Source organism: Lawsonibacter sp. JLR.KK007, from assembly GCF_036941135.1.
Lineage (GTDB): Bacteria > Bacillota > Clostridia > Oscillospirales > Oscillospiraceae > Lawsonibacter.
This window is the reverse complement of the sequence record NZ_JAYWSY010000002.1, coordinates 233,337-259,585: the sequence shown is the minus strand read 5'-3', so window position 1 is coordinate 259,585 and position 26,249 is coordinate 233,337. Positions and strand designations below refer to the sequence as shown.

At 62.7% G+C, this 26,249-nt stretch carries 18 protein-coding genes; 14 read left to right on the top strand and 4 right to left on the bottom strand.

The window, feature by feature from the left end; all coding sequences use genetic code 11:
* Window positions 1-4: 4 nt before the first annotated feature.
* A complete protein-coding gene (locus VV088_RS11050) occupies window positions 5-703 on the bottom strand; it encodes a protein kinase domain-containing protein (RefSeq protein WP_334600727.1) in 699 nt (232 codons plus the stop codon).
* A 209-nt stretch (window positions 704-912) separates the two neighbouring features.
* Between VV088_RS11050 and VV088_RS11045 the strand changes: the two genes are divergently transcribed.
* The 9 genes from VV088_RS11045 (at window position 913) to VV088_RS11005 (ending at window position 13,290) form a co-directional block, all read left to right on the top strand.
* Window positions 913-1,908, top strand: a complete 996-nt coding sequence (locus VV088_RS11045; protein ID WP_334600726.1) for a DUF4234 domain-containing protein — start codon at window positions 913-915, stop codon at window positions 1,906-1,908.
* Between the two features lie 11 nt (window positions 1,909-1,919).
* Window positions 1,920-4,424 carry a protein kinase domain-containing protein gene (locus tag VV088_RS11040; protein ID WP_334600725.1) on the top strand — a complete coding sequence of 835 codons (2,505 nt, stop codon included), beginning with the start codon at window positions 1,920-1,922 and terminating at the stop codon, window positions 4,422-4,424.
* A 21-nt stretch (window positions 4,425-4,445) separates the two neighbouring features.
* The gene (locus tag VV088_RS11035; RefSeq protein WP_334600724.1) at window positions 4,446-5,207 is read left to right on the top strand and encodes an FHA domain-containing protein; all 762 of its coding nucleotides are present in this window, start codon (window positions 4,446-4,448) and stop codon (window positions 5,205-5,207) included.
* A complete protein-coding gene (locus tag VV088_RS11030; protein ID WP_334600723.1) occupies window positions 5,194-6,030 on the top strand; it encodes a PP2C family protein-serine/threonine phosphatase in 837 nt (278 codons plus the stop codon). Before VV088_RS11035 ends, VV088_RS11030 begins: the two co-directional genes overlap by 14 nt.
* A 19-nt stretch (window positions 6,031-6,049) precedes the next feature.
* Window positions 6,050-7,249, top strand: coding sequence for a trypsin-like peptidase domain-containing protein (locus VV088_RS11025; protein ID WP_334600722.1), 1,200 nt, complete (start codon window positions 6,050-6,052; stop codon window positions 7,247-7,249).
* A 3-nt stretch (window positions 7,250-7,252) separates the two neighbouring features.
* Window positions 7,253-7,966, top strand: a complete 714-nt coding sequence (locus VV088_RS11020; protein ID WP_334600721.1) for a PP2C family protein-serine/threonine phosphatase — start codon at window positions 7,253-7,255, stop codon at window positions 7,964-7,966.
* Complete coding sequence (locus VV088_RS11015; RefSeq protein ID WP_334600720.1) at window positions 7,963-9,408, top strand: FHA domain-containing protein; 1,446 nt, start codon at window positions 7,963-7,965, stop codon at window positions 9,406-9,408. Before VV088_RS11020 ends, VV088_RS11015 begins: the two co-directional genes overlap by 4 nt.
* A gap of 429 nt (window positions 9,409-9,837) precedes the next feature.
* Window positions 9,838-11,304 carry an alpha-amylase gene (locus tag VV088_RS11010; protein ID WP_334600719.1) on the top strand — a complete coding sequence of 489 codons (1,467 nt, stop codon included), beginning with the start codon at window positions 9,838-9,840 and terminating at the stop codon, window positions 11,302-11,304.
* Window positions 11,305-11,610: 306 nt separating this feature from the next.
* Window positions 11,611-13,290, top strand: a complete 1,680-nt coding sequence (locus tag VV088_RS11005) for an S-layer homology domain-containing protein (protein WP_334600718.1) — start codon at window positions 11,611-11,613, stop codon at window positions 13,288-13,290.
* Window positions 13,291-13,777: 487 nt separating this feature from the next.
* Here the strand turns inward: VV088_RS11005 and VV088_RS11000 are convergent, their stop codons facing one another.
* Window positions 13,778-15,175 (bottom strand): MATE family efflux transporter, encoded by a 1,398-nt coding sequence (locus tag VV088_RS11000; RefSeq protein WP_334600717.1) that lies wholly within the window; start codon window positions 15,173-15,175, stop codon window positions 13,778-13,780.
* A gap of 55 nt (window positions 15,176-15,230) precedes the next feature.
* On the bottom strand, window positions 15,231-16,490 hold the full coding sequence (locus VV088_RS10995; protein WP_334600715.1) for a competence/damage-inducible protein A: 1,260 nt from the start codon (window positions 16,488-16,490) through the stop codon (window positions 15,231-15,233).
* Between the two features lie 367 nt (window positions 16,491-16,857).
* Between VV088_RS10995 and VV088_RS10990 the strand changes: the two genes are divergently transcribed.
* From VV088_RS10990 to eno, 5 genes are all read left to right on the top strand, one after another.
* Complete coding sequence (locus VV088_RS10990) at window positions 16,858-17,346, top strand: tRNA (cytidine(34)-2'-O)-methyltransferase (RefSeq protein WP_334600713.1); 489 nt, start codon at window positions 16,858-16,860, stop codon at window positions 17,344-17,346.
* A gap of 39 nt (window positions 17,347-17,385) precedes the next feature.
* Entirely contained in the window at window positions 17,386-18,582 is a 1,197-nt protein-coding gene (locus VV088_RS10985) for a phosphoglycerate kinase (protein WP_334600711.1), read from the top strand.
* Window positions 18,583-18,655: 73 nt separating this feature from the next.
* Window positions 18,656-19,429, top strand: a complete 774-nt coding sequence (gene tpiA, locus VV088_RS10980; RefSeq protein WP_334600710.1) for a triose-phosphate isomerase — start codon at window positions 18,656-18,658, stop codon at window positions 19,427-19,429.
* A 43-nt stretch (window positions 19,430-19,472) separates the two neighbouring features.
* Window positions 19,473-20,987: a 2,3-bisphosphoglycerate-independent phosphoglycerate mutase gene (gene gpmI / locus VV088_RS10975; RefSeq protein ID WP_334600709.1), complete on the top strand. Its 1,515-nt coding sequence runs from the start codon at window positions 19,473-19,475 to the stop codon at window positions 20,985-20,987.
* Between the two features lie 70 nt (window positions 20,988-21,057).
* Window positions 21,058-22,359 (top strand): phosphopyruvate hydratase, encoded by a 1,302-nt coding sequence (gene eno / locus VV088_RS10970; protein WP_334600708.1) that lies wholly within the window; start codon window positions 21,058-21,060, stop codon window positions 22,357-22,359.
* A 173-nt stretch (window positions 22,360-22,532) separates the two neighbouring features.
* Here eno and rpoC read toward each other — a convergent pair whose 3' ends face one another.
* Complete coding sequence (gene rpoC, locus VV088_RS10965; RefSeq protein WP_334600707.1) at window positions 22,533-26,231, bottom strand: DNA-directed RNA polymerase subunit beta'; 3,699 nt, start codon at window positions 26,229-26,231, stop codon at window positions 22,533-22,535.
* Window positions 26,232-26,249: the final 18 nt, after the last annotated feature.

Below are 26,249 nucleotides of genomic sequence, written 5' to 3'. Positions count from 1 at the left end.
ACTATCACAGCGCCTCCATCAGATGCAGCACGTTCTTATACCGCTTGGCCGGATTCACCCGGGTGCAGTGCTCAATGATCCGGCCCATCCGGCCCTCGGGCAGATGCTTGGAGGGGTGCTCCCCGGTGAGCATCACGTTCATCAGCACCCCCAGGGAGTAGATGTCTGTCCGGGCGTCGGACTGGCTCAGGCCGTACTGCTCCGGGGCGGCGAAGCCGGTGGTGCCCAGCACCTGGGTGTCCGCCTCCGCCTCCGGCTTGTGGAGGCGGGCGGCGTCAAAGTCGATGAGCACCGCGTCATGGCCCCGCAGAATCACGTTCTCCGGCTTGATGTCCCGGTGGACGGCGGCCATGGAGTGGAGCACCCACAGCCCCTGACACAGATGCTTGACAATCTGCCTGGTCTCCGCCTGGGAAAACAGGGCGTCTTTCAGCAAAAAGTCCAGGGTGTCCCCCTCAATAAACTCCTCAATCACCAGATTTTCCCCATCCTGCTCCGCCATCTCGTAGATCACCGGCAGGTAGCGGCAGGAGCAGTCCAGCAGCTTCCGGTAGACCTCCCCGTTGCCGGTAAAACGGCGGAGAATGAACTGCCGGCCGCTCTCCCGGTGCCGGATGAGCTCCACGCTGCCCCGGGGACTCTTCTTTAAAAGGCGGACCACCTCAAACTTGGTCTGCAGTTGTTCGTTCAGCCAGGCGTACATGACGATCCCCTCCCCGAAAATATCAAACACGATGCAGCTGGCATATTGTATCCAGCTGTAAAGTTCGCTACAATAGCAATTATATTATACCGGCTCTCTATTCGGAAGTAAAGGGGAGGAAGAAAAATAGGGAACGGTATAAGCGTCCATGCGCCCTCCCGGCCTGCGGGTCAGGAGCGGGGTCAAAATAAGGAAGGGAGAATACCATCATGACAACCGGAAAGAAACAGACCAATATTCCAGCGGGTGTGATCTTCACGCTGCTGGCTCTGACACAGCTCACCAAACTGGGCTTTCCAGGCGCAATGTCCATGCTCATCATTCTGACCAGTCTGGCGGCCTTTGGGGTCCTGGCAGCGGTATTCTATACAGGAAATCGAACCAACCTGCCTCTGATCGGCTTCGGACTGCTGGCGGCGGCAGGGCTGCTGGTATGGTGCAACGGCTTCGCCCTCCATGCCTACAGCACTGAAATCTGGGTCTACCGCGGAGACAATGAGTTCCGGTTCAATCTGTTCTGCTTCCTGCCCGGACTGGCAAATTTTGCCTCCAAACTGGGCATTTTGGGCGTAGCGGTGGCTGTGCTGACCGACAAAGCGCCCCAGTACCGGCAAAAGGCGGAGACATTCTGGTTCCTGCCCGCCGTCCTCCAGGGCGGGAGCATCGTTCTGGCGCTGCTGGCTTACCTGTTTACCAACATCCTGGGCGGCTCCTACTGGCCGTTCCTGTCCGCTTTCCTGAACCTGAATACGGTTCTGCTCACCGCCGGTCTGGCGCTGGCGGGCCTGTGGCTCGCCTACCCCGAGGGACTGTCTGAGAGCGAAGCCGGCGGAGACGGCTATATCGGAATGGTCAAGCTCCTTCTGCTCAACTTGTTCACCTTGGGCATCTACCAGTTTTTCTGGATTCACCGCACCACACAGTACCTGAACCGCGTGGAGGGTGAGGCCCGCCAGAAGCCCAGAACCCAGGTGCTGGCCTGCCTGTTCGTGCTGTTTTACACCGTCTATTGGATCTACAAAAACGCCCAGCGGCTGGATATCCTGGCCCACGAGTACAACATCCACCGCAATCTGGCGATTGTGTGCCTGGCGTTCGCCCCATTTCTGCCCATCGTATCCATCATCGTGATGCAGGATCGGATCAATACCATCAGCACCCTGAACACTCAGCCGGTTCCGGTATCGGGAGCCGCAGCGCAGTAAGGAGAGATACCATGTCAACCACCACCCAAACCCTGTGCTACAACTGTTTCCGGCAGGTAGCGGACCCGTTCGTCCCTTGTCCCCACTGCGGCTTTGACCTGGGGGAGAACCAGCAGAAATTCCCGGTGGCCCTCCGGGCGGGGACGGTGCTCAACGACCGCTACATCGTGGGCCGCGTCCTGGGCCAGGGCGGCTTCGGCATCACCTACGTGGCCTTTGACACCCAGCTCCAGGCCAAGGTGGCGGTGAAGGAGTACATGCCCAGCGACATGGCCACCCGCGTGGAGGGGACCAACGTGTCCGTCATGATGGACACCCGGGCGGAGGACTTTACCTACGGCGCGGAGCGCTTCCAGGAGGAGGCCCGGACCCTGGCCAAGTTCATCGGACACCCCAACATCGCCGGTGTGTCCAGCTATTTTGACCAGAACGACACCTCCTACTTCGTCATGGACTACATCGAGGGGGTCAGCTTCAAGTCCTACATCGCCAACAACGGCGGGAAGGTGTCCGTGGACGAGACCCTGAACGTGATGATTCCGGTCCTCCGGGCATTGACCGCCGTCCACGCCGAGGGCTTCATCCACCGGGACGTGACGCCGGACAACATCTACATCTCCAAGGACGGCAACGTGAAGCTGTTGGACTTCGGCTCCGCCCGGTACTCCATCGGGGACAAGAGCAAGAGTCTGGACGTCATCCTGAAGGTGGGCTACGCCCCCAAGGAGCAGTACATAAGACGGGGCCGTCAGGGGCCGTTTACCGACGTGTACTCCTGCGCCGCCTGCTTCTACGCCGCCCTGACGGGCTACCTGCCCCCGGAGTCCCTGGAGCGGCTGGACCACGACGAGCTGGTGCCCGTCTCCCAGGCGGGGGTGGCGGTCCCCGAGTGGCTGGATAAGGCCATTCTCAAGGGGCTGGCCGTCCAGCCGGAGGACCGGTTCCAGTCCGCCGCCGAGTTTCTGGACGCCATTGAGAACCAGCTGGTGGTGGACGTGCCCGCCGCCGGACAGACCGCCCCTGCCCAACCGGTGAAGAAGAAGTTCAACCCCCTGGTCATCGGCGGCATCGCGGCGGCCATTGTGGTGGCCGTTGGCCTGGGAGCTGTCCTGGGCGGCCGGGGCAGCGGCGGAGACGGGGGCGGAGGCGGCGGTGGCGGTGGCATCATGGAGGCCCTGGCCCCCAAGGTGACCATCGCCGGGCAGGAGGTGTCCACGGCCACCGAGTTCCTGGAGCTGGTAGACGGCACCTTCACAGACGCGGATGTGGAGACTTTGAAGCAGCTGGGCAGCTTAAAGCGTATCTATCTGGACGGCGTGACCATCGAGACGGAGGATTTATCCTGGGTGGCCCAGTTCCCCAAGCTGACGGAGTTCAGCTGTGAGGGATACCTTATGGATGAGCTGGACCTGACCCCCTTTGCCGGCCTGACCGAGCTGGAGCGGCTGGGCTTCTACCAGAATGGAAACAGCGTGGGCATGGCGGTTAACGACCTATCCCCCTTGGCGGGCATGACTAAGATGAAGCGGCTGGACCTGAACATCAGCTATGATGTGACCGACCTCAGCCCCCTGGCGGGGATGACCCAGCTGGAGCATATGCAGCTGTTCAGCAGCAACAGCGGCAATTCCAGGTCCGGCATCACCGACCTCAGCCCCCTGGCGGAGCTGACCCGGCTGAACTATCTGCGCCTGGATATCGGGAATGTGGAGGACTTCTCCCCCCTTTCGGGGCTGACCGCCCTGACCGAGCTGCGTTTTTACGGAGATTATATCATCGAGGACCTGTCCTTCCTCCAAGGGTTGACCGAGCTGCATACCCTGCAGATGAGCGGTAGCGGCGGGGAGGGAGCCCCGGTGCTGGACGATCTGACCGCCCTGTCAGGCCTGACCAAGCTCACCGACCTTCAGCTCAGGGTTCCCGTAGCCAGCCTGGACGGGCTGGAGGGCGCCACTGCCCTGCGGACATTGCGGATGTATGGCTCCGGCTCCACCTATACCGACGTGGACGCCCTGGCGGGCCTGACCGGACTGGTGGAGCTGAATCTGCCCTACCGGCGCTATGATTACGAAAATCCCCTTCCCCCCGTTGACATCAGCGGCCTGAAAAACCTGACCAAGCTCCAGACGCTGGTCATCGACAGCGATACGGCCAGCCTGGAGCCTCTGCGGGGCCTCACCGAGCTGCGCTCCCTGTGGATCCAGTCCAACGACTCCGACGCTCCGGCGCTGTCTCTGGAACCCCTGTCCGGCCTGACCAAGCTGACGGATTTGCAATTTTACGGGCGCGTTCAGAATGGGGACTTGTCCGGCCTGTCCGGACTGGCCGAGCTGCGCGCCCTGCAAATCCACCACTACTCTTGGAACGGCGGCAACAGTAATAGCTACACCTATATCCGGGACCTGTCTCCTCTGTCGGGGCTGACCAAACTGAACAGCCTGCAAGTGAACGGCGCGGCGGAGAATATTGATACCTCGCCGGTATCCTTTGTCAGCGACTTGAATATCAGCAACTGATTTGAAAGGAGGAATTTTTCCATGGCGCAGATTGAATGCGGCCGGGGCCACCTCTACGACCCGGACAAAAACCCCACCTGTCCCTACTGCAGCGGCGGGCAGAAGATCACCGTGGCATCGGCGGGACGGACGGCCCCCATTGGCCGCTCGGTGCTCTCGCCCAGCCGCACCGCCCCGGTGGGCGGCACCCCGGTGACGGCGGCCCAGAAGACCGCGCCCCTGTCCGGGGTGTCGGTGACGGCTCCGCAAAAAACCGCCCCCCTGTCGGGCATCTCCGTCACCGCGCCCCAAAAGACCATGCCCCCCAGGGGCTACGGCGCGCCGCCCCCTGAGCCTGTCCAGACCGCGCCCCCATCCCCGCCGGGCTTCGGGGTCAGCGTGGCGGCGGCGGGCAAGACCGTGGGCATGATGCAGTCCCAGATGGGCTTTGACCCGGTGGTGGGCTGGCTGGCCTGCGTGGCCGGCCCCAGCCGGGGCAAGAGCTACACCGTCCGGGGCGGGGTGAATTCCATCGGCCGCAGCGAGCGGATGGACATCGTCATCACCGGCGACCTGAAAATTTCGGCTGAGAACCACGCCAAGATCAGCTACAGCGACAAGCATAACCGCTTCAACCTCCTCCCCGGCGAGGGGCGGAACATCGTCTACCTCAACGACGAGGAGGTCTTCACCCCCATGCCCCTGCATGCCTACGACCTCATCGACTTCGGGGAGACCAAGCTGCTCTTTGTCCCTCTGTGCGGGGAAAAATTCACCTGGGAGGACAAGGATGGGACTGTTTAAGCTGTTTTCCCGGGAGAAACGGGCCGCCCCGCCGCCGGAGCCGCCCCGGGAGGAACTGGTTTTCCGGGCGGAGGGCCCGCTGGCCCTCCGGATCGCCAACGTCCAGGGCCAGGGGGACCGGGAGCGGCAGGAGGACTCCTTCGCCATCGCCAACGCCGCCGATGCGGCGCTCCAGGCAGGCCAGGGACTGCTGGCCCTGGTGGCCGACGGCATGGGGGGCATGGAGGACGGCAAGGGCGCCAGCCAGTGGGCGGCGGAGCGGTTCCTCCAGCTCTTCCAGGAGCGGGAGGGAGAGGACATCCCCGGCTGGTCCTACCGCAGCGCCCACGCCGTCAGCGACGAGGTGTTCCGGCAGTTTGGCGGCCGCAGCGGCACCACGCTGGTGGCGGTCCACATCCAGGGGGAGCGGCTGCACTGGCTCAGCGTGGGGGACAGCGCCATTTTCCTTGCGCGAAACGGCGGGGTCTTCCAGCTCAACCGGGAACACACCTGCCTCAACCGGCTGTTCCTCCAGGAGCTGGAGCGGGAGGTCATCGAGAAGGAGCGGGCTGTTTCTGACCCGGACGCCCCCCGGCTCACCTCTTTTATCGGCATCGACCGGCTCACCGAGGTGGACCTGAGCCTGCGGCCACTGACACTTCAGCGGGGAGACGCCCTGCTGCTGTGCTCCGACGGCATCAGCGGGGTGCTCACCCCACCCGAGCTGCTGGAGTGCATGTCCCCGGACCTGGAGGAGGGGGTCAGGCTGCTGGAGGGGATGGTTTTGGAGAAAAGGATCATCGGGCAGGACAACTACACTGGGATATTGATTTCCTGCCAATAATAAAGATTGGAGAACGGATATGAGACAGATTCGGAACTTTGCCGCGGCGCTGCTGGCGGTCCTGCTGACCGGTGTGCTGGCCGTGCCTGCCCTCGCCGCGTTTGACAGCGACTCCCTCAACGGCATCATCATGATCACCACCGGCGCGCCGGATAAGGACGGAACGATGAATTACTGGCGGGGCACCGGCTTCTTTGTGGGGGAGGCGGGAAAGAACCCCCAGTACATCGTCACCAACTGCCATGTGGTGGAGGAGTTCATCCTGGCGGGCAAGGCCCTGGGGGGCGGAGAGCTCCACGTCCGCTTTGACAAGGACGACGAGGCGGAAGCCTATCTGGTGGACTACGACGCGGAGAAGGACGTGGCCATCCTCCGGCTGGCGGAGGCCACTGATCAGCGGGTGTCCCTCCAGATGCGGGTCCCCCAGGAGGACAGCCTGGGCAGCGAGGTCTACGCCGTGGGCTACCCCGCCGCCGCCGACCTGACCGTTACGGCGGTGAACTCCTTCAGCCAGAAGGACGCCACCGTCACCACCGGCAGCATCAGCCGCTTCCTCACCGAGAGCGGCACCGGCCGCAAGCTGATCCAGACCGACGCCTCTCTGGGGGGCGGCAACTCGGGCGGACCCCTGATCGACAGCTCCGGCGCGGTCATCGGCATCAACACCGCAGGCTCCAAGCTGGACTCCAACCTGTTCTACGCCGTCAGCGTGAGCGAGGTCCTGCCCCTGCTGGACAAGAACAGCATCCCCTATACCCTGGCTCCGGAGACCAAGTCCGGCGGCAGCACCATGCTCTATGTGGGCATCGGCGCGGCGGTAGTGGCGGCCATTGCGATTCTCGTGGTTGTGCTGAGCAAAAAGAAAAAAGCTCCCGCCGCCCCCAAGGGGCAGAAAGCAGAGGGGACCCCCGTCCTGCGCTCCATGGCCCCCCAGCACAGCGGGATGGTGGTCCAGCTCCACGGCCAGCCGGTGCAGATCGGCCGGGACGGGGCGGTGTGCCGCCTGGTCTATCAGGACGGCACCCCCGGGGTGAGCGGCAGGCACTGTCAGGTGTCCTTTGAACAGGGACAGTTTATCCTCACCGACCTGAACTCCACCTACGGTACCTTCCTGGCCAACGGACAGCGGGTGGCCCCCAACAGCCCGGTCAAGCTGTCCCCCAAGAGCTCCTTCTACCTGGGTGAGGCGGACAACACCGTCTATGTTGATCTGGAGTAAGCCATGAGACTATCTGCTTACTGCTATACCAACCAGGGGGGCCGGGACCACAACGAGGACAGCGTGCGCTGCTGTGCCGGACAGGGGGCTTTTGTCCTGGCCGACGGGCTGGGGGGCCACGGGAAGGGGGAGGTGGCCTCCGCTCTGGCGGCGGACGTCCTCTTTGAAGGCTGCGCCGCCCACCCGGACCCCGATGGACTGGCGGAGCTGTTTCAAAAGGCCAACGAGGCTGTGATGGAGGGCCAGAAGGTCCCCGGCCAGGAGGAGATGAAGACCACCGCCGTGGCCCTGTCCGTTGCCGGGGACCGGGCGGTGTGGGGCCACGTTGGGGACTCCCGGCTCTACCGCTTTTCCGCCGGAACGCTGACCCAGGAGACCCGGGACCACTCCGTCACCTACATGAAGTATCTGGGCGGCGAGATCTCCTATATGGATGTCTATCACGACGATGACCGCTCCAGCCTTCTGCGGGCTCTGGGGAAGCTGCCCTGCAAGCCGGAGACGGGCCAGGCCCGTCTCCAGCCGGGGGACGCCCTTCTGCTGTGCTCCGACGGCTTTTGGGAGTATGTCTATCAGGAGGAGATGCTGGCCGACCTGCTGAAAGCGGAGACGCCGGAGCAGTGGGCGGAGGGGATGCTCCTGCGCCACATCCGCCGCACCCCGCCGGGAAACGACAACTTTTCTCTCATCACCGTGTTTGTGGAGGAGGAGCTATGAGACGGCTGACATCCATATTTCTTGCATTGCTGCTGGCGGGGGTCCTGTGTACCAGCGTTCTGGCCGCCGGCAGCGCAGAGATCGTCCGGGCCTTTGTCTGCGACGGCACGCTGTATACCTATATCGCCATGGAGGGGATCGAGAAGCCGGTCACCAAGGCGGAGGCCAGGCTGGGCGGGCAGACGTTCCCATCGTCGGACCGGCTGGAGACCGTGCGTCAGGCGGGGGCTCCAGTGACCTGGCTGCTGCTGGTGGACAACTCCACCTCCATGCCCGCCTTCCGCCAGGAGACGGAGGACTTCGCCCAAAGTCTGGTCCAGTCCGGCGGGGAGAACACCAGATTCATCCTGGCCACCTTCGGAGACGCATTTACGGTCAGGGCGGAGGACGTCTCTCCGGAGGAGCTGTCCGGTGAGGTGGAAAAGATCCCCTTTGACGAGAGGGTGACCCGCCTCCACACTGCCATCGACCAGGGGCTGGACTACTTCGAGGGGCTGCCCCGGCAGCGCAGCGAGCTGCGCTGCATGGTGGTACTGTCTGACGGGGTGCAGTACGACCCCGCAGGCGGCGTACCCTATGAGGAGCTGCTGGAGCGGGTCGGCGCCTCCGATGTGATGCTCCATTCGGTGGGCCTGGGCGGCGACCAGGAGGCCCTGGAGAGCATGGGGCGGCTGGCGGAGGCTTCCGGAGGGATACATCAGGTGATTGGAGGGGTGACAGCGGCGGCGGCCGGCACCGTCCTGGCGGAGGACAGCGGAAAACTGTTTGTCACCGGCTTTGACCTGTCCGGTTTGACCACAGAGGGCGGAACGGAGCGGGTATCCGTGATCTTCGCCGCCGGCAGCGAGCTGGTCTGCCGGGCGGAAGCTCAGGTGGAACTGCCTGAGTTTACCGGGAAGGAAGGAACAGGGGCCGATGTCCAGCCGCCTGATCCGCTGCCGGAGTCCCCGGCGCAGTCCCCCAATGGAACAGGCGGTGGTTCCGTATCCCCGGCCGGTTCTCCGGCCGCGCCGCCGGTGGCGCCGCTGATTGGGGGGATCGCCGCCGTCGTGTTGGTGATGATTGCGGCGGCGGCGCTCCTGACCAGAGGGAAACGGAAAGCCCCGGCGGACTCCGGTTCTATACAGCAGGAGCAGGCGGGCATCTATATGCGCCTGGAGCTGGTGCGGGGAGCGCTGGCCGGTGGACAGAGCCAGCAGGAGCTGGAATTGCGGGATGATCTGATGATCGGTGCAGATCCGGCCTGCGATATTGTGGTACAGGATGGCAGCGCAGCCCCCCGGCAGGCCCGGCTGTTTTCCATGGAAGGTGCGGTGTATGTGGAAGCCCTGGATACCTCCGGCCCGGCACAGGTCAACGGGGAGGAGCTTCAGAGGACCCGGAGATTGCGCAGCGGGGATGAAATTACGGCAGGAGATACCGTGATTCGTCTGAAATTTTAGCAGGGAAGGTGTTTCTTGCATCTGCCAGCTTTGCGAAAAAACGGAAATGGGCGAGGTCATGGACAGGTTAGAACGGAAACGACCGCGCCATTTACCTTAGCTGGCGCTCATCCTCCTGGTTCGGCCTGCCAGACGTATCGTCGTCCACGACTCATCTATGCGCCATTATTTCGCCTCCCTTGCCAGGCGGCTGTCTTTTGAGAGCGCTTCTTTTTCATGGCCCGGTTTGTCCTCCGAGGACATCTGCATTACTGCTGCGCCAAATGTTTTGCAGCCCCGCATTTTTCTCACGGATCACAGCGCCTGCTTGACGGGGCGTTCTGGAAGTCCCAGGGCCAGTGCTTTTGGCTGCGGTTGACAGGAGTGAAGATTTTCGATATACTGTCCATATTAGAATGTCGAATTTTGCGGGAGGAACGATGGCGTACTATGACAAACCAAACAATGATGCAGTTCTTCGAGTGGTATCTGCCGGAGAACGGGCTGCACTGGAAACGTGCCGCGGCGCAAGCCGCTGAGCTTCGGAACATCGGGATCAATATGGTCTGGCTGCCCCCGGCTTACAAGGGCGCCGCCGGAAGGGCCAGCGTCGGCTATGACGTATACGATATGTACGACCTGGGGGAGTTTGATCAGAAGGGCGGCACGGCCACAAAATACGGAAAAAAAGAGGACTATCTCGCCGCGGTGAAAACCCTGCAGCAGGAGGGAATCCAGGTGCTGTGCGACGTGGTGCTCAACCACCGCATGGGGGCCGACGACACGGAACAGGTGTCAGTCATTGAGGGACTGGACGGAGACCGGGGCCAGGACGTCAGCGGCCAGCGGCAGATCACGGCGTGGACCAAGTTCAATTTTCCCGGCCGGGCGGGGGCTTATTCTGATTTTCAGTGGAACGCGTCCCACTTTAGCGGAACGGACTGGGATGCGGCGGCCAAACGAAACGGAATTTTTCGGTTTTTGGGAAAGTCCTGGAATCGGGAGACCGACTCGGAAAAGGGCAACTACGACTATCTGATGGGGGCGGACCTGGATACTGACAACCCGGAGGTGATCCAGGAGACCCGAAACTGGGGCAGATGGTATCAGGAGACGGTACATATGGACGGCTTCCGCATGGACGCAGTGAAGCACATCAGCTTTGCCTTCTGCCGGGATTGGTTGGCGGCTATGCGGGAACAGAAAAAGGACCTCTATGTGGTAGGAGAATACTGGTCACATGAGGTGGGCAAGCTGACCCACTACCTGGAGGCCACCGGGCGGGCGCTCTCCCTGTTTGACGTGCCGCTGCACTTCCGTTTTTTGGAGGCGGCCACCTCAAACGGGAATTTTGATTTGTCCCGGCTGTTCGAGAATACCCTGACAGCGGCGGACCCGGCCTGCTCCGTCACCTTTGTGGACAATCACGACACCCAGCCGGGCCAGGCGTTGTGCTCCTTCATCCCGGCATGGTTCAAGCCCATCGCCTATGCTTTGATTTTGCTCCGGGACCAGGGAACCCCTTGCGTGTTTTATGGGGACTATTACGGGATTCCCCATGACGGCGTCCCTCCGGTCCCCCAGCTGGACAGGCTGATCAAAATACGGGAGCGCTATGCCTACGGCCCGGAGCACCTGTTTTTTGACGACGGTTCCCTGGTGGGCTTTACCCGGGAAGGGGTCGGGGGACGTCCGGACTCCGGGGCGGCGGTCCTCCTGACGGACGGCGCTGGCGGCAGCAAGCGGATGTATGTGGGCCGGCGGCTGGCGGGCCAGACCATGTTGGATGCTCTGGGCCATGTCGCCGGGACTGCGGTGATCGACGGGGACGGCTGGGGCACATTTTCGGTTCAGGGCGGCTCGGTTTCGGTCTGGCTGACAGAATCGGCCCTGCAGTATCTGTATCTGAATCTTTAACGCAAAACAGCATTGCACGTTGGTGCAATGCTGTTTTTCAGATTTGTTTTTGGCCTCATCCGGACGCAATTGATGGGCTGCCCGCAGAGCGTCCGCGGCTGGATGGGTGACCTCTTTGACCGCCCGAAGCCCGGAACCGTCATGGAAGGAGCATGACCTATGCGCGGCTCGGTTCGCAGTCTGGCCGAAGTTATGCCGTCACCGCTTAGACAATATCAAAAGCTAGGGCCGAAATTTAATCTGCCCTTAATAGATTCCCTGTGCTGCACATGATATAATAAACAATCAAGAGGGAGGAAGCTGACTATGAAATTATGGAGAGGCATCATCAGCGCAGCTCTGATTTTGAGCATGACAGTCCCCGCCTGGGCCGCCCCCGGGGAGCAGCTCACCGTCCAGCAGCGGCGGGAAGATTTGAACGTACTCTATGAGAACCTGAAAAAGGGTCACCCCAACCTGTTCGCCAACACTCCGGAGGAGGAATTTCTCGCCCGGAAGGGGGAAATTGAGGCTGGGCTGGACGCCGCCAGCGACCAGGAGTTTTTCCTGGACCTGATGAGCCTGACAGCGCTGGCGGGAGACTCCCACACCTCCGCCGCCCTGGGGGACCAGACCCAACTGATGCGGGCCTATCCGTTCTCGCTGACTTGGCGGGAGGGCAAATGGTATCTGTCCGCCCTCCTGGCGGAACACCGGGAGCTGCTGGGCCGGGAGGTGATCTCAGCAGCGGGAAAGCCGGTGGCCCAGGCGGCGGAAGCCTTCTGCGGGCTGCTTAGCGCCGATAACCCGGTGAAGCTGCGCCGTCAGTTCCGGCAGGCCTGCAACGTGGCCGACCTCTATGAGTATCTGGGCCTGGTGGAGGCGGGGGAGCCTCTGGTTCTCACCCTGGCGGAGGGGACGGAGCTGTCCCTGGCCCCGGTGTCCATGGAGGAGCTGGGAAACATCGAGATAGCCCAGCTGGGTGAGGGACTGCCCCGGCCTGTCACCGCCGCTCAGGACTGCTATTACTGCGCCTTTCCCCTGAACTCCGACACCTACTACATCCAGTACAACACCTGCGCTGCGGACCCGGAGCTGCCCATGGAGCAGTTTGCCGCCCAGGCTGCGGAGGAGCTGGGAAACTACCGCCGGGTGGTGGTGGACCTGCGGAACAACGGCGGGGGCTCCGACGGGGTGCTCTGGCCCCTGCTGGAGGTACTCCGCCAGGAGATGGACCGGGGCGCGGAGCTGGTGGGCCTCATTGGTGAGACCACCTTCTCCTCCGCCATCATCAACGCGGTAGAGCTCCAGGAGATGGGGGGCGTGCTGGTGGGAGAACCGGCCAGCGGGAGCGTGGACCACTTCGGCTCGGTGGGCTCCTTCCGTCTGCCTAACTCCGGCCTGCGGGTGAGCGTGTCCCAGAAGTACATCGACCTGGACACCCTCTTTGACGCCGGGGCGGGGCGTGGCGTGGAGGCCCTGGAGCCCGATGTGACCGTCCTTCGGACCATGGAGGATACCCTGGCGGGCCGGGACACCGCCGTGGAATGGCTGCTGGCCCACCCCGGTCGGCTGGAGCAGCGGGACTACCCCGACGCCCCTCTCACCAGAGGCCGGTTCGCCGCTTTGCTGTGGCAGAAGGCGGGCAGTCCCCAGGGCACGGAGGCCGGTTTTGCTGACACGTTTGGCATTGAGTGGTTCCTGCCCGCCCTGAGCTGGGCGGCGGAACAGGGGGTTCTCTCCGGTGTAGGCGGCGGGGCGGTGCAGGCCGCCCGGCCCGTTACCCGGCAGGAGGCGGCGGTTATGCTGGCCCGGTATGCCGGCCTGACGGGGGCGGACGCCCAGTCCTGGACCGATTGGGAGGAGATCGCTCCCTGGGCCCGTGAGGCCGTGGCGGCAGTGACGTCCGCAGGACTCATGCATGGGGAGAATGGAGCCTTCCGTCCCCTCGAAACGCTGACCCGGGCGGAGGGGGAAGCCATGATCTCCATGCTGGACGGATGGTAAAGCCAGACAATTTTATTTGGGAAAACGGTGTGGGTTCACACCGTTTTTCTATGTCAGCTGTCAAATGCGCGCAGGTTCTCTCAGAACCTCACCCGTGTACCGGCCTATAGAGGCAAGGGCGTCAAGGCCGTCGCCCCGGTATCTGGAACGCCGGCGGGAGCATATTTATAATACCGTCAGCTATTCCGCTTCAGTTGTGCAGGAAAGTGACTATTTTGCAGCCCCGGGGGCAGATTGTGACCTTCCTGTATCGGGGACTGGCAAAGTAACATTGTACCTTGGAGCAAAGAGGAAAAACCGCCTTTGACAACTGTAAAAGAAATTTGATTCAGCCAGCGCCTGTTCAGTCATGCTGGATGGGCGCTGGCTATTTTGCGCATATTTCTTGACATTACCGGTCAAAAAGTTTTGCTTTTTTCGGTAACTGCTCAACTTGTATGTGGGTTGATCAGGTTCTTGATCCGTACATCCCTTATGGCGCTCTTTTTTATGTCTTCGAGGGCATGGAGGTGGGATCGTCCACCAGACGCCTGCCGGCCAGGTCCACGCGGCTGTAGTAGAGCAGGGTCAGGATGCTGCACACCAGCCACCCGGCGGGGTAGCCCAGGGCGATGGGCAGGATGGTGTTGGAGATAAAGTTGGCCATGATGTAAAGGTAGATCTGCCGGAACACCACAAAGGAGGCCAGCATGATGTAGGTAGGCGGCTGGCTGATGCCAGCCCCCCGCAGGGAGCCGGAGTAGACCTGATTGACGCAGATGAGCACGTAGCAGGGACACATGCGGCGCAGAAAGAGGGCGCCGTAGGCCACCACCTCCGGCTTGTCGTTGAAGAAGGCCACCAGCCAGGGGGCGAAGAGAATGGCGAAGGCGGAGATGACCACCGTAATGCCCACGGACAGGAAGAAGGCGGCGCGGGTGCCCTCTTTAGCCCGCTCTACCTGGCTGGTCCCCAGATTCTGTCCCACAAAGGTGGTGGCGGCCAGCCCCAGAGACTGGACCGGGAGGATAATGAACTGATCCAGCTTGCTGTAGGTGGTCCAGCCGGACATGCAGTCCAGGCCGAAGAAGTTGATGTAGGACTGGACGAATACGTTGGAGAAGGAGGTGATGGCCATCTGCAGGGCGGAGGGGACGCCTATGCGGATGATCTGCCGCAGGATGCGGAGGTCGATCCGCAGATCCCGCAGCCGCAGGCGGATGCACGCCTCGCTGCTGCGGGCCAGGACGGTCAGGATCAGCGCCGCCGAAACCCCCTGAGACAGGATGGTGGCGTAGGCCACCCCCTCCACCCCCATGCGAAAGCCGGCCACAAAGAGCAGATCCAGGGCGATGTTCAGCAGGGCGGACACCACCAGAAAGTAGAAGGGCCGTTTGGAATCGCCCACTGCCCGCAGAATGCCGGACCCCATATTGTACAGCAGCAGGCCCATGGCCCCGGCGAAGTAGATGGTCAGGTAGGTGGTGGCCTCGGGGACGGCCTCGGGAGCGGTCTTCATCAGCCGGAGCATGAAGGGGATGATCAGGATGCCGGCCACAGACAGCACCACCCCCAGCACCAGGGTCATGACGATGGAGGTGTGGACCGTCTGGCGCACCTGGTCCTGCTTTTTGGCCCCGTAGTATTGGGAGATGACCACCCCCGCGCCGCTGGCCAGCCCCATGAAGAAGCCGATGAGCATGATGATGATCGGGGTGACGGTGCCTACGGCGGAGTAGGCCGCGTTGCTGACGTACCGGCCCACCACCCACAGGTCCACCGTGTTGTACAGCTGCTGGAACAGGTTGCCCAGCAGGAGCGGAACGGCGAAGCGGACCAGGTGGCCCACCACGCTGCCCTCCGTCATATCCACGGAGCGGGCGGACCGTGTTACTTGTGCGGACAAGTCGCTCTCCCTCCTAATCAAATTTGAGCGGGACTCCCTCTGTGAGGGAGGTTTTTTAGTCCCCGCAGTCCAGCCCGGACAGATACCGGCGGGCCAGATCGAAGGCGTGGCTGGCGGTCTGGGTGCGCAGCCGCTCCCGCATGGGGCGGGGCCCCAGATTCAGGGCCCGGACGTGGGTGCCCCGGGTGGTGGCGATGGCCACGAACATGGTGCCCACCTCATTGCCCCGGTCGTCCTGATCCGGCCCGGCGACGCCGGTGGAGGACAGGGCGATGTCGCAGTTCAGCGCCTTCCGCGCGCCCTCCGCCATGGCGGCGGCCACCTCCCGGGACACCGCGCCATAGCGGTCCAGCATGTGGGCCGGGACGCCGAGCAGGGTTTCCTTGATCTCATTGGTGTAGGACACGATGCCGCCCTGGAAGGCTTGGGAGGCGCCGGGGATGTCGGTGAGCCGCTTGGCGATGAGGCCGCCGGTGCAGCTCTCGGCGGTCCCCAGGGTAAGGCCCTTTGTGCGCAGCGCCTCCAGCACCACGTACTCCAGGGAGGGGACGTCCACCCCGTAGACCTTGTCGTGAAACAGCTTTTTGACCTGCTCCACGGTGGGCTTGAGCAGAGCCTGGGCCTCCTCGCTGGTGGCGGCCTTGGCGGTGACCCGGAGCTCGCACTCTCCCTCCTTGGCGTAGGGGGCCAGGGTGGGGTTGGACATGGCGTTCATCTGGTCCCGCAGCTGGGCCTCCATGGCCGACTCCCCGATGCCGAACAGCTTAATGGTGTGGGAGGCGATGACCCCCTCGGACAGGGAGAGGAGGTAGGGCTTGGCCCGGTACTGGAACATGGGCCGGCACTCGCTGGGAGGCCCGGGGAGCATGATGACATGGACCCCCTCCGCCTCAAAGGCGCAGCCGGGGGCGGTGCCCCAGTCGTTCTCCAGGATGGTGCAGCCCTCGGGCAGCATGGCCTGCTGAAGGTTGTTGTCCGTCATGGGCCGGCCGGTGCGGGTGAAGTAGGAGCGGATGCGCTCCGCCGACCCCTCGTCAAAGACCAGCTTCTTGCCAAAGGCTTCGGCCAGCACGTTTTTGGTCAAATCGTCGCAGGTGGGCCCCAGGCCGCCGGTGGTGATGATGACGTCCGCCCGCTGCTTGGCCAGCGCCACCGCCTCCCGGGCGCGCTGGGGGTTGTCCCCCACCACCGTGTGCCAGAAGACGTTCAGCCCCAGCTCGCTCAGCCCCTGAGAGAGCATCTGAGCGTCGGTATTGGCGATGTTGCCCAGCAGCAGCTCGGTTCCCACCGAGAGAATTTCAACGGTATGAGACATAAAACAAGACCTCCTGATCCTTCTGAATATGTGGGTGGAGCCATTATAGCATGTATTTCCGGAAAGGGATAGTCATTTCCAGAAAGAGGAATGCTTTTTGTACAATTTTTCTACCCAAAGGAGGATAAAACAGAAATTGGAAGGGAGGGACGCAGTTTTTCTGCTGCTTTGAAGGAATTTGCTTCGGCACTTTGCCTAAAAAAAGAGGAGAAAAAAGTGGTAAATCTCGGAATTGCACAAAAAACGAGGCGAATCATAGATATTTCAATAAATTTATGAAGTTTCTGCAATATTTCGACCATTTTGCAGTTGAAATTTTTCTCGGTTTGGACTACAATGAAAGCCGCAAGAGCAAGGAGGGGCCCGCGTGCTGAACATTGTACTGGTCGAGCCGGAGATTCCGCAGAATACCGGCAATATTGCCCGCACCTGCGCCGCCACCCGCAGCCGTCTCCACCTGGTCAGGCCCCTGGGCTTTGACATCAGCGAGCGAGCGGTGCGCCGGGCGGGACTGGACTATTGGCATATGGTCGACCTGCAGGTATATGACAGTCTGGACCACTTCTTCGCCGTCAACCCCAGGCCGGATCTGTGGCTGGCCACCACCAAGGCTCCCCGGGACTACACCCAGGTCCAGTACCGGGAGGGCTGCTGGCTCATGTTTGGCAAGGAGACCGCCGGACTGCCCGGGGATCTGCGGGCAAAGTGGCGGGACCGGTGCGTCCGCATCCCCATGCGGCCCGACGCCCGGAGCCTGAACCTGGCCAATTCGGTGGCAGTCCTGGCCTATGAGGCGCTGCGCCAGCAGGGCTTTCCCGAGCTGTCCGGGACGGGGGAGATGGCTCAAGAGCGGTAAGTCTATTGTCACCTTTACGAAATGAAAGGAGTCAAGAGTATGAACTATAACAAAAAGACGGTCAAAGACATCGATGTCAAGGGCAAGAAGGTCCTGCTTCGCTGCGACTTCAACGTGCCCATGGCCAAGGACGGCAGCGGCGTCATCACGGACGACAAGCGCATCCGGGCCGCTCTGCCCACCATCCAGTACCTGCTGGACCAGGGCGCAGCGGTGATCGCCTGCTCTCACATGGGCAAGCCCAAGGGGGAGGTCAAGCCCGAGCTGTCCCTGAAGCCGGTGGCCGTCCGCCTGGGGGAGCTGCTGGGCAAGGATATCATCATGGCTGCCGATGTGGTGGGCGAGGACGCCCAGGCCAAGGCCGCCGCCCTCCAGCCCGGCCAGGTTTTGCTGCTGGAGAACACCCGCTTTGAGGCGGGGGAGACCAAAAACGATCCGGCCCTGGCCAAGGCGATGGCCGGTATGGCGGAGGTTTACGTGTCCGATGCCTTCGGCGCGGTCCACCGCGCCCACGCCTCCACCGCCGGCGTGGCCGACTATCTGCCCGCCGTCAGCGGCTTCCTGATCCAGAAGGAGCTGGACTTCATCGGCGGTGCGCTGGCCAACCCCAAGCGGCCCCTGGTGGCCATCCTGGGCGGGTCCAAGGTCTCCTCCAAAATCGGCGTCATCAACAACCTGCTGGAGATTGCCGACACCATCATCATCGGCGGCGGCATGGCCTATACCTTCTCCGCCGCTCAGGGCGGCGCCGTGGGCGACTCCCTGCTGGAGGAGGACTGGAAGGACTACTCCCTGGAGATGATCCAGAAGGCCAAGGACAAGGGCGTGAAGCTGCTGCTGCCCGTGGACACCGTCATCGCTGACGCCTTCGCCCCCGATGCCAGCTCCAAGGTGGTCAAGGCTGGCGAGATCCCCGACGGCTGGCAGGGCCTGGACATCGGCCCTGAGACGGTGAAGCTGTACTGTGACGCCGTGGCCGACGCGGGCACCGTGATCTGGAACGGCCCCATGGGCGTGTTTGAGTTTGATCAGTTTGCCGTTGGCACCAAGGCGGTGGCCGAGGCCCTGTCCAAGACCAACGCCACCACCATCATCGGCGGCGGCGACAGCGCGGCTGCCGTGCAGCAGCTGGGCTACGCCGACAAGATGAGCCACATCTCCACCGGCGGCGGCGCCTCCCTGGAGTTTATGGAGGGCAAGGAGCTGCCCGGCGTGGCCTGCCTGCTGGACGCATAAGTATTTTGTCATCTAAGTGGGGGTCACCCCCCTTTGTAATCAGCTTGGAAAAAACAAATAGGAGTGATTTACCATGAATCGTCGTTACCGTAAGACAATCATCGCCGGAAACTGGAAAATGAACAACACCCTGTCCCAGACCAAAGCCTTTGCGGAGGAGATCAAGCCCATCATGCCCAAGGGCAAGTGGTGCAACGTGGTGCTGTGCGTGCCCGCCACCAACATCCAGTCCGCCGTCCGCCTGTTCAAGGAGTGCCACATCGCCATTGGCGCTGAGACCTGCCATGAGCTGGACCACGGCGCCTACACCGGCGAGATCACCGCCGCCATGATCAAGGAGGCCGGGGCCAAGTATGTCATCATCGGCCACTCCGAGCGCCGTCAGTACTACAACGAGACCGACTTCACCGTGAACAAGAAGGTCCACGCCGCTATCGAGGCCGGCCTGATCCCCATCATCTGCGTAGGCGAGAGCCTGGAGCAGCGGGAGCTGGGCGTGACCATGGAGCTCATCGCCTATCAGGTGAAGTGCGCCCTGGCCAACGTGGCCCCCGAGAAGGTGCGCCACGTGGTCATCGCCTATGAGCCCCTGTGGGCCATCGGCACCGGCAAGACCGCCACCGCCGAGCAGGCCGGCGAGGTCTGCCAGGCCATCCGTACCGTCATCCGCAAGGAGTACGGCGCTCACGTGGCCCGCTCCGTCACCATCCAGTACGGCGGCTCCATGAACGCCAAGAACGCCCAGGAGCTGCTGGCTCAGCCCGACGTGGACGGCGGCCTCATCGGCGGCGCCGCCCTGAAGCCTGCGGACTTTGTCACGATCATCGAGGCCGCCAATCAGGAGTAATGTATGACCCGGCGCAGCCGGGGAATTAAGAAAGGTTTTTTGTATGAAAACACCTACCACGTTGATCATCATGGACGGATTTGGTGTGGAGGCTCCCTCCGCGGGCAACGCGGTGGTCAACGCCCCCACCCCCAATCTGGATAAATTCTTCTCCCAGTGCCCCCACAGCAAGCTGTCCGCCTCCGGTCTGGACGTGGGCCTGCCCGACGGCCAGATGGGCAACAGCGAGGTGGGCCACACCAACATCGGCGCGGGCCGGGTGGTGTTCCAGGACCTGCCTCACATCAGCCGGGACATTGAGAGCGGGGTCTTCTTTGAGAACCCCGCCTACCTGGAGGCCATGGACAACTGCCGGGAGTGGGGCTCCGCCCTGCACCTGATGGGCCTGCTGTCCGACGGCGGCGTCCACAGCCATATCACCCACCTCTTCGCCCTGCTGAAGATGGCCCAGGATCAGGGCCTGAAGAAGGTCTATATTCACTGCTTCCTGGACGGCCGCGATGTGCCCCCCTCCTCGGGCAAGGGCTACGTGGAGCAGCTCCAGGCCAAACTGCAGCAGCTGGGCATCGGCCAGATTGCCACCGTCATGGGCCGCTATTACGCTATGGACCGCGACAAGCGGTGGGACCGCCTCCAGAAGGCATACGACGCCATCGCCTGCGGCCAGGCCCCGTTCGCGGAGGATGCGGCGGATGCCGTCCAAGCCTCCTACGATGCGGGCGTTACCGACGAGTTCATGGTCCCCGTAGTGTGCGCCAAGGACGCCCAGCTCCGGGACAACGATTCGGTGATCTTCTTCAACTTCCGCCCCGACCGGGCCCGGGAGATCACCCGCACCCTGGTGGATGAGGACTTTACCGACGTTGAGCGCAAGACCGGCTTCATCCCCGTAGACTTCATCTGCACCACCGAGTACGACGCCACTATGCCCAACGTGACGGTGGCCTATCCCCGGCAGAAGCTGCAGAACATTTTTGGGGAGTATATCTCCAACCTGGGCCTGACCCAGCTGCGCATCGCTGAGACGGAAAAGTACGCCCACGTGACCTTCTTCTTCAACGGCGGCGTGGAGCAGGTCTTCCCGGGGGAGGACCGGTGCCTGATCAATTCCCCCAAGGTGGCCACCTATGACCTTCAGCCGGAGATGTCCGCCTATGAGGTCACCGAGGAGGCGGTGAAGCGCATCCTCAGCGGCAGCTATGACGTAATTATCCTCAACTTTGCCAACTGCGACATGGTGGGCCACACCGGCGTGTACGAGGCCGCCTGCAAGGCGGTGTCCACAGTGGACGAGTGCGTGGGCAAGGTAGTGGAGGCCACCTCCAAGATGGGCGGCGTGTCCCTGATCACCGCCGACCACGGCAATGCCGAGCGGATGGTGGACACCGACGGCTCTCCCTTTACCGCCCACACCACCAATCTGGTACCCTTCTGCATCGTGGGCGCAAACGTCACCCTGCGGGACGGCCGCCTGTGCGACATCGCCCCCACCATGCTGGACCTGATGGGCCTGGAAAAGCCCGCCGAGATGGACGGACAGACCCTCATCGCCCAGTAAATCTGTTGCCCCGGCGGGGGAGCCCGCCTTACCAAATGATATCCGACGATTTGAAAGGAGATCAAATATCATGAAGCAGATGATCGAAATTGTAGACGTAATCGGCCGCGAGATCCTGGACAGCCGCGGCAACCCCACCGTTGAGGTAGAGGTTTATCTGGAAGACGGCACTATGGGCCGCGCCGCCGTTCCCTCCGGCGCTTCCACTGGAATCTACGAGGCCTGCGAGCTCCGGGACGGCGACAAGAGCCGCTACCTGGGCAAGGGCGTGCTGAAGGCCGTGGAGAGCGTGAACACCGAGATCGCTGAGGCCCTGATCGGCACCAACGTTCTGGACCAGACTGCCATCGACAAGATGCTCATCGAGCTGGACGGCACCGCCAACAAGGACCGCCTGGGCGCCAACGCCATCCTGGGCGCCTCCCTGGCCTGTGCCAAGGCTGCTGCCAACGCTCTGGGCACCAGCCTGTACAACTATATCGGCGGCGTCAACGCCAAGCAGCTGCCCGTCCCCATGATGAACATCCTCAACGGCGGCGCTCACGCCACCAACAACGTGGAGATTCAGGAGTTCATGATCATGCCCGTCTCCGCCCCCTCCTTCCGGGAGGCCCTGCGCCGCTGCGCCGAGGTCTTCCATCAGCTGAAGAAGACCCTGAAGGAGAACGGCACCCCCGCCGCCGGTGTGGGCGACGAGGGCGGCTACGCCCCCAACCTGAAGAAGGATGAGGACGCCCTGAAAGTGATCGTCCAGGCCATCGAGGAGGCCGGCTACAAGCCCGGCGAGGACTTCAAGATCGCCATCGACGCCGCTTCCTCCGAGTGGTGGAACGAGGAGGAGAAGTGCTATATCCAGCCCAAGAGCAACAAGAAGCTGACCCAGCAGCAGCTGGTGAACATGTGGAAGAAGTTCGCTGACACCTACCCCATCATCTCCCTGGAGGACGGCATGGCCGAGACCGACTGGGAAGGCTGGGCCATGCTGACCAAGGCCATTGGCGACAAGGTCCAGCTGGTGGGCGACGACCTGTTTGTCACCAACGTGTCCCGTCTGGCCACCGGCATTGAGAAGAAGGTGGGCAACGCCATCCTCATTAAGGTCAACCAGATCGGCACCCTCACCGAGACCCTGGACGCCATCCAGATGGCCAACCGGGCCGGCTACACCGCCATCGTGTCCCACCGCTCCGGCGAGACCGAGGACGCCACCATTGCTGACATCGCCGTGGCCCTCAACGCCGGCCAGATCAAGACCGGCGCCCCCAGCCGCACCGACCGCGTGGCCAAGTACAATCAGCTGCTCCGCATCGAGGAGGAGCTGGGCGACGTGGCTCAGTACCCCGGCATGAAGGCGTTCTTCAACCTGAAGTAAGTTTCCTGAAGCGCAGCAGGGCCGCCCAAAAGGGCGGCCCTGTTTTTCGGCTTACATATGCTGCCATTGGAAAAGACGCCGCCATGAACGCTGGCGGGCCGGATGCCTGTCTGAACAGGGGATCATAACAAAGGGACTGCCAGTTGGCAGTCCCTTTTCCAGTATTCCGAGGCTCAGACCTCGGCCTCCTGAGCCGCAGGCTCTGCGGAGGCGGGTTCCAGCTCGATGACGCCGGTCTCGAAGAGCTCTTCGCTCTCGTTTTCGCCCTCATCCTCGTCCTCATCTACGCTGAAGTCCAGGTTGATCTCCCGTTCGGGGCGGCGGCGGGACTGGGAGACCAGATTGCCCTCGTCGTCGATGATGTCCTCCTTGCGGTACTGGGCCAGGCCGGAGCCGGCGGGGATCAGCTTGCCGATGATCACGTTCTCCTTCAGGCCCTGGAGGTGGTCCACCTTGCCCTTGATGGCGGCCTCGGTGAGCACCTTGGTGGTCTCCTGGAAGGAGGCGGCGGACAGGAAGGATTCGGTGGCCAGCGACGCCTTGGTGATTCCCATGAGCAGCCGGGTACAGGTGGGCAGGACCAGGTCCTGTCCCAGTTCGTCCTTTTCCCCGGCGTCGATGCGCTCCTGGATTTTATCCTGAATATCCAGGAATTCCACCAGGTCCACTGTGGAGCCGGACAGCAGTTCAGAGCTGCCGGGGTCCTCCACCCGCACCTTGCGCATCATTTGGCTGACGATGACCTCAATGTGCTTGTCGTTGATGTCCACGCCCTGCTGGCGGTAGGGCTTCTGGACCTCGCTGATCAGGTAGTTGTGGCAGTCGGACAGGCCGCGAATGCGCAGCACGTCGTGGGGGGAGAGAACGCCCTCGGTGAGCTCCACGCCCTTCTCGACCATATCGCCCTCCTTCACCTTGATGCCGGAGGAGTAGGGCAGGGCGTAGGTGACCACCTCGCCGTCATTGGCGGTGATGGTGACGTTGCACATGACATTGCGCTTGGTCTCCTCAATGGAGATGCGGCCGGAGATCTCAGCCAGCTGGGCCATTTTCTTGGGCTTGCGGGCCTCGAACAGCTCCTCAACACGGGGAAGACCCTGGGTGATGTCGCCGCCGGCCACGCCGCCAGTGTGGAAGGTACGCATGGTCAGCTGGGTGCCCGGCTCGCCGATGGACTGGGCGGCAATGATGCCCACCGCCTCGCCGGCGCCCACCGGCTCACCGATGGCCAGATTGATGCCGTAGCACTTGGCGCACACGCCGCTGCGGGCCCGGCAGGCCAGGACGGAGCGGATTTTTACCTGATGCAGGCCATGCGCCTCCAGGGTGGTGGCGTCGTCCTTGCGGAGCATGGTATCCTTGGTGAACAGCACCTCGCCGGTCGTGGGGTCCAGGACGTCCTCGGTGGGGTAGCGGCCGTGGATGCGCTCGGCAAAGGTCTCGATCACCTGGCCGTGGGACTCAATCTCGCTGACCAGGATGCCGTCGCTGGTGCCGCAGTCCTCCTCGCGGATGATGACCTGCTGGGAGACGTCCACCAGACGGCGGGTCAGGTAGCCCGAGTCGGCGGTCCGCAGGGCGGTATCGGCCATGCCCTTCCGGGCACCTCGGGAGGAGATGAAGTACTCCAGAACCGACAGCCCCTCACGGAAGTTGGCCTTGATGGGAATCTCGATGGTACGTCCGGCGGTGTCGGCCATCAGGCCGCGCATACCAGCCAGCTGACGAATCTGAGCCATGGAGCCGCGGGCGCCCGAGTCGGCCATCATAAAGATGGGGTTGTACTGGTCCATGGACTCCTGCAGGGCGTTGGTGACGTCCTTGGTGGTCTTTTCCCAGGCCTTGACCACCTCGCGGTAGCGTTCCTCGTTGGTCAGATTGCCCCGACGGTACTGCTTGTCAATCAGGACGATCCTCTGTTCGGTCTCGTTGATGAGCTCATACTTCTTGGAGGGAACCGTCATATCCGCGATGGCCACGGTGAGGGAGCCGGTGGTGGAGTAATGGTAGCCCAGGTCCTTGATGGCGTCCAGCATACCGGCGGAGGTGGTGAAGCCGTGCTTGGCGATGCACTTGTCGATGATCTTCCCCAGCTGCTTCTTGCCCACCACAAAGTTGACCTCGGGGTCGAACATGGTCTCGGGGTTCTCCCGGTCCACAAAGCCCAGGTCCTGGGGGATGGCCTCGTTGTAGATCAGGCGGCCCACGGTGGTCTGCACCAGCTTGTGGCGCATCTCGCCGTCGATCTCCTTATACAGGCGGACCCGGATGGGGGTGTGGAGGGTGACCAACCCGGCGTCGTAGGCCATCATGGCCTCATCCACATCGGCAAAGGCGTGGTTGACGTCCCCCTCGTCCCGGCTGTAGGTCAGATAGTAGGCGCCCAGGATCATATCCTGAGAGGGGATGGTCACCGGTCCGCCGTCCTGGGGACGGAGCAGGTTGTTGGCCGACAGCATCAGTACCCGGGCCTCGGTCTGGGCCTCGGCGGACAGGGGGACATGGACCGCCATCTGGTCGCCGTCAAAGTCGGCGTTGAAGGCGGTACACACCAGAGGGTGCAGCTTGATGGCCCGGCCCTCCACCAGGACGGGCTCGAAGGCTTGAATGCCCAGCCGGTGCAGGGTGGGGGCGCGGTTGAGCATGACGGGGTGGTCCTTGATGACAAACTCCAGGGCGTCCCACACGGCGGCCTCGCCCTTCTCCACCATCTTCTTGGCGGCCTTGATGTTGTTGGCCAGGCCGTCGTCCACCAGCTTCTTCATGACGAAGGGGCGGAACAGCTCGATGGCCATCTCCTTGGGCAGGCCGCACTGGTAGATCTTCAGGGAGGGACCCACCACGATAACGGAACGGCCGGAGTAGTCCACACGTTTGCCCAGCAGGTTCTGGCGGAAGCGGCCCTGCTTGCCCTTGAGCATGTCGCTCAGGGACTTCAGCGCCCGGTTGTTGGCCCCGGTGACCGCCCGGCCCCGGCGGCCGTTGTCAATGAGGGCGTCCACCGCCTCCTGGAGCATCCGCTTCTCGTTGCGGACGATGATGTCAGGGGCGTTGAGCTGAATCAGCCGCTTCAGGCGGTTGTTCCGGTTGATGACCCGGCGGTACAGATCGTTCAGGTCGGAGGAGGCATACCGTCCGCCGTCCAGGGGGACCATGGGCCGGATCTCCGGGGGGATGACAGGAAGCACGTCAATGATCATCCACTCGGGCTTGTTGCCGGACAGGCGGAAGGCGTCCACCACCTCCAGCCGCTTGATGATCTTTACCTTCTTCTGGCCGGAGGCGTCCTTCAGCTCCTTGCGCAGCTGCTCAGACAGCTGGTCCAGGTCGATCTGCTGGAGCAGCTTCTTCACGGCCTCGGCGCCCATACCGGCGTCGAAGTCGTCCTCATACTTCTCCCGCATGTCCCGGTATTCCTTCTCCGACAGGATCTGGTTCTTGGACAGGGGGGAGAAGCCGGGGTCGATGACGATATAGGCGGCAAAGTACAGCACCTTCTCCAGAATCCGGGGGCTGATGTCCAGCAGCAGGCCCATCCGGGAGGGGATGCCCTTAAAATACCAGATGTGGCTCACCGGGGCGGCCAGCTCAATGTGGCCCATCCGCTCCCGGCGGACCTTGGCCTTGGTGATCTCCACGCCGCAGCGGTCGCACACCTTGCCCTTGTAGCGGATCTTTTTATACTTTCCGCAGTTGCACTCCCAGTCCTTGGTGGGGCCGAAGATTTTTTCGCAGAACAGGCCGTCCTTCTCCGGCTTGAGGGTGCGGTAGTTGATGGTCTCCGGCCGCTTCACCTCGCCGAAGGACCACTCGCGGATCTGCTCGGGGGAGGCGATACCGATTCGGATCGCGTCAAACTCAGCGTAACTCATGTGTTGATCTCCTCCCTA

Excerpts from the sequence above, each read along its gene's own strand:
- VV088_RS11005 (WP_334600718.1), top strand. The coding sequence starts at position 11,611 with ATGAAATTATGGAGAGGCATCATCAGCGCAGCTCTGATTTTGAGCATG.
- VV088_RS11040 (WP_334600725.1), top strand. The coding sequence starts at position 1,920 with ATGTCAACCACCACCCAAACCCTGTGCTACAACTGTTTCCGGCAGGTA.
- VV088_RS11015 (WP_334600720.1), top strand. The coding sequence starts at position 7,963 with ATGAGACGGCTGACATCCATATTTCTTGCATTGCTGCTGGCGGGGGTC.
- VV088_RS11030 (WP_334600723.1), top strand. The coding sequence starts at position 5,194 with ATGGGACTGTTTAAGCTGTTTTCCCGGGAGAAACGGGCCGCCCCGCCG.
- VV088_RS11025 (WP_334600722.1), top strand. The coding sequence starts at position 6,050 with ATGAGACAGATTCGGAACTTTGCCGCGGCGCTGCTGGCGGTCCTGCTG.
- VV088_RS11045 (WP_334600726.1), top strand. The coding sequence starts at position 913 with ATGACAACCGGAAAGAAACAGACCAATATTCCAGCGGGTGTGATCTTC.
- eno (WP_334600708.1), top strand. The coding sequence starts at position 21,058 with ATGAAGCAGATGATCGAAATTGTAGACGTAATCGGCCGCGAGATCCTG.
- gpmI (WP_334600709.1), top strand. The coding sequence starts at position 19,473 with ATGAAAACACCTACCACGTTGATCATCATGGACGGATTTGGTGTGGAG.
- VV088_RS11010 (WP_334600719.1), top strand. The coding sequence starts at position 9,838 with ATGACAAACCAAACAATGATGCAGTTCTTCGAGTGGTATCTGCCGGAG.
- rpoC (WP_334600707.1), bottom strand. The coding sequence starts at position 26,231 with ATGAGTTACGCTGAGTTTGACGCGATCCGAATCGGTATCGCCTCCCCC.
- VV088_RS11050 (WP_334600727.1), bottom strand. The coding sequence starts at position 703 with ATGTACGCCTGGCTGAACGAACAACTGCAGACCAAGTTTGAGGTGGTC.
- VV088_RS10985 (WP_334600711.1), top strand. The coding sequence starts at position 17,386 with ATGAACTATAACAAAAAGACGGTCAAAGACATCGATGTCAAGGGCAAG.
- VV088_RS11035 (WP_334600724.1), top strand. The coding sequence starts at position 4,446 with ATGGCGCAGATTGAATGCGGCCGGGGCCACCTCTACGACCCGGACAAA.
- VV088_RS10995 (WP_334600715.1), bottom strand. The coding sequence starts at position 16,490 with ATGTCTCATACCGTTGAAATTCTCTCGGTGGGAACCGAGCTGCTGCTG.
- tpiA (WP_334600710.1), top strand. The coding sequence starts at position 18,656 with ATGAATCGTCGTTACCGTAAGACAATCATCGCCGGAAACTGGAAAATG.
- VV088_RS11020 (WP_334600721.1), top strand. The coding sequence starts at position 7,253 with ATGAGACTATCTGCTTACTGCTATACCAACCAGGGGGGCCGGGACCAC.